Source organism: Roseomonas indoligenes, from assembly GCF_017813365.1.
Lineage (GTDB): Bacteria > Pseudomonadota > Alphaproteobacteria > Acetobacterales > Acetobacteraceae > Roseomonas > Roseomonas indoligenes.
This window is the reverse complement of sequence record NZ_JAGIZA010000050.1, coordinates 1-3,014: the sequence shown is the minus strand read 5'-3', so window position 1 is coordinate 3,014 and position 3,014 is coordinate 1. Positions and strand designations below refer to the sequence as shown.

Annotated in this window: 4 protein-coding genes and 2 pseudogenes; 2 read left to right on the top strand and 4 right to left on the bottom strand. The window is 67.0% G+C overall.

The features are described 5' to 3' along the window. Positions 1 to 306: hypothetical protein (locus tag J5Y10_RS27515; RefSeq protein WP_209377352.1), on the top strand; the 306-nt coding region annotated here is incomplete at its 5' end. 467 nt (positions 307 to 773) lie between these two features. Beyond that, positions 774 to 938 (top strand): hypothetical protein, encoded by a 165-nt coding sequence (locus J5Y10_RS27510; RefSeq protein ID WP_209377350.1) that lies wholly within the window; start codon positions 774 to 776, stop codon positions 936 to 938. Between the two features lie 291 nt (positions 939 to 1,229). Here the strand turns inward: J5Y10_RS27510 and J5Y10_RS28250 are convergent. The 4 genes and pseudogenes from J5Y10_RS28250 to J5Y10_RS28245 all read right to left on the bottom strand — a co-directional run. Continuing rightward, positions 1,230 to 2,204: pseudogene (locus tag J5Y10_RS28250) on the bottom strand (Bug family tripartite tricarboxylate transporter substrate binding protein). Positions 2,205 to 2,297: 93 nt separating this feature from the next. Further along, on the bottom strand, positions 2,298 to 2,621 hold the full coding sequence (locus tag J5Y10_RS27495; protein ID WP_209377346.1) for a non-heme iron oxygenase ferredoxin subunit: 324 nt from the start codon (positions 2,619 to 2,621) through the stop codon (positions 2,298 to 2,300). 10 nt (positions 2,622 to 2,631) lie between these two features. Then, positions 2,632 to 2,874, bottom strand: a complete 243-nt coding sequence (locus J5Y10_RS27490) for an aromatic-ring-hydroxylating dioxygenase subunit beta (RefSeq protein WP_209377344.1) — start codon at positions 2,872 to 2,874, stop codon at positions 2,632 to 2,634. Positions 2,875 to 2,907: 33 nt separating this feature from the next. Then, positions 2,908 to 3,014: pseudogene (locus J5Y10_RS28245) on the bottom strand (IS630 family transposase); the annotation flags it as partial.

The window sequence follows — 3,014 nt, the reverse complement described above, 5'->3', positions numbered from 1 at the left end:
TGCCCGTTGATCAGGGCTCCGCTCACCATTCTCGACGCAAAGCAATCATCCCGCACCCCAGACCAGCTCAAAGCCAATCCGTGGCCGCGAAAAAAGATCGCGTCGCACTTCCAAAAGACTGATGCAATTGTCAAAGATCTGGCCCTGTCAGCCCCGCTGTACCATCGCTGGCACTACACAGGCCCGACAGGAGACGCCCCGCATCTCTGCGAGGGCGAAACTAGAAAGATCAGGATCCGCAACCAAGCAGCGCTGCGTTGTCCGAGTAAATTGGCCGCACCGAAAGGTGCCACCAGCCCGCCCTGAAAGAGCAACTGCCACGTTGCGTGGAGAGCGACTTAGCGCCTCGCGGCGCCGGTTTCAAGCCCTCTCGTGGAGAGCCCCAAGGGGAACACCCCCCTCACGGTGGACGGGACAATTGGTGATCTTCGGTCCCAGTATCAAGCCCGGTCAAACCAGTCTTCCAAGGGAACCTTCACCCGCGGTGAACAATCGGGATAAGGCCTCGCAGCCCCTTTGCAGGACCTCTCGCTGCAGGGTGCCCGGGTCACGCTCCAGCTTAAGATCGCCAAGCTGATATGCTGGAACCGTGGCTGCGGTCGGCAGATCTCTGCTGAGCCACTGCCGGGCGCTGCCGAGCCACGGCTTCGGATGACGCGGCGCCTGTCCGACGTCGCCCTCCTTCTCGGCCACGGCTCAGGTGGGCGCCCAGCCGAGCGGGCCCTGGCCCGCCTCGGCTGCCGGTGAGCGACGAAACTGTGCTCCGATTCCTAATGCGCCAGGCGATCCACAACAACGGAACCTCTGTGCGGGTGGTCGGGAGCGATGACTGGGCCTGGTGCAAAGGACAGACCTACGGAACCATCATGGTCGACCTGGAGCGACGGACGGTGGTGGATGTCCTGCCCCACCGACCCTCCGCCAGCACGGCGCATTGACTGGGTGGCCTGGGCCGACCGCTCCGGTCAGGCGCCTCGGTTGCGACCGAAATCGAGGACAGCCGAGCCGGCCTGCATCGGGTCAGGGAGGGCCTACTCGCCCAGGTGCGGGCCCTCTACGACGCTGGCATGACGACGACAGCCATTAATGAGGATCTCGGACCGAGCCATATCCAAGTTGCGGCATGGCCGAAAGACGGGCCTCGCCACGGGTCATCCGGGTGAGGATGAGCGGCATCCATGCCAGCCGAGAGCGGCCGAAATATAGGAGCTGACGTACGCCCATCTTACTCACGCCCGCCCTGCCGTACCTGACGGGCTCGGCATCGGCCTCAACGCACGACCTCGATGCCGCTCTCCCGAACAACGCGCCGCCACCGCTCCATGTCGGTCCTGATGAAACTTCCGAACTCCCCGGGGGCGGCGGGCCATGTCGGGCTGCTCCATGATCGCGCGGACATCCGCGGCGATGCCCTGCACCACTGCGGGCGGCGTTCCTCCTGGGGCGACAAGGCCAAAGAAGGACGAGATGTCGAAATCCGGGACGATGCTGGCGATCGGCTCCATAGGCGGTGCCCCCTCGATCCGCGTTCGGCTTCCCAGGCCGAGAACGCGGAGCTTGCCCGTCTCCACGCTCGGGCGCAGCGAGTTCCAGACATCGAACATGAGCGGCACGCGGCCTTGCAGCACGTCCGTCAGCGCCGGGGCCGAGCCGGGGTAGGGGATGTGGACGAGCTTCGCGCCCGTCGCCCGCGCCACCATCTCGCCGGCCAGATGGGTCAGCGTGCCGGCACCGGGGGTGGCAAAGGCCTAGCCGTCCGGCTCTCGCTTCGAGAGATCGACCAGCTCGGCGAGATCCTTCGCTCGGAGGGATGGATGGCCCACCAGCACCAGCGGCTGGGCCGCCACGCGGCTCACCGGGGCGAGGTCCGCCAGGGTGTCGTAGGGCAGGCTGGGGTTCATCGCCGGGTTGATGGTGAAGGCACTGATGACGCGGCCCAGCGTGTACCCATCCGGCGGTGCCTTCACGACGGCGTTGGTGCCGACGATGGTTCCGCCCCCGGCCCGGTTCTCCACCACGACCGGCTTCCCCCAACTCGTCCCCAGCCGCTCCGCCAGCACGCGAGCGAAGACGTCCGTCGGCCCGCCCGGCGGGAAGGGGACGATCAGCCGGACCGACCTGTCCGGGTACTGGGCTGCGGCCGGGCCGGCCAGGCTTCCCACCGCGCCGCCGACAAGACCGGAGAGCAGGGTGCGTCTTTGCATTCTTGTCTTCTCCATTTTCCGGTCTCACGCCGGTATCGGGCCGCGGTCAGGCCCGCGGCCCTGCCCTTCCGGGCAGCGCAGCGCGCGCGCCACTCACGCGGGCAGCAGAATCTCGATCGCCTCGCCCGCAACCCGCACGGGGAAGGTGTCCAGGTCGCGCTCCGCCGGGCTGGACAGCGCCCGTCCCGTCCGCACTTCGAAGCGCGCGTTGTGCAGCGGGCACTCGATGACGCAGCCCTCCTGCAGCCCGTCGGAGAGCAGCGCGAAAGCGTGGGTGCAGACGTCGTCTGTGGCGAAGATCTCCTCACCCACCCGGAACAGCGCGATGCGGCGCTCGCCGACCTGTAGTGCGAGCGGCTCGTCCTCCGTCACCTGGTCGAGCGTCGCGGCGCGGTGCCAGCCAGCGTTCCCGCACATGGGCGGCTCCTCAAATGCTGTAGAAATCGAGGACGGTCGGCACGCGGTCATTCGCCAGCGTGATCACCTTCCGGGCGATGCGCCACGCCTCGGCGTCCTGCACCAGGACATGGGCGTAGCGGCCGTGGCGGGTGTGCTCCTTTCCCAGGCGTGGGTCGTAGACGTGCACGGAGAAGACAGATTCGCACAGAATCCGGTCCGGCGCCTCCTCCAGGACCTCGACGCTGCCAATCCCGTGCACGGTGCGCGCCACGGTGCTGTCCAAGCTCGTTAGAGCATTTCCAGCTTACTCGGACGCGTATCCTGAGTTGGCGAGGTAGTTTCTGCACTCGGCTTGGGTGAAGGTGTCGAGCAGGCGCCCGATGGTGGTCCAGAGGGCTTCGCGGGTACGGG

Bases quoted from the DNA above. Each gene is read 5' to 3' on its own strand.
- J5Y10_RS27510 (WP_209377350.1), top strand. From the start codon at position 774: ATGCGCCAGGCGATCCACAACAACGGAACCTCTGTGCGGGTGGTCGGG.
- J5Y10_RS27495 (WP_209377346.1), bottom strand. From the start codon at position 2,621: ATGTGCGGGAACGCTGGCTGGCACCGCGCCGCGACGCTCGACCAGGTG.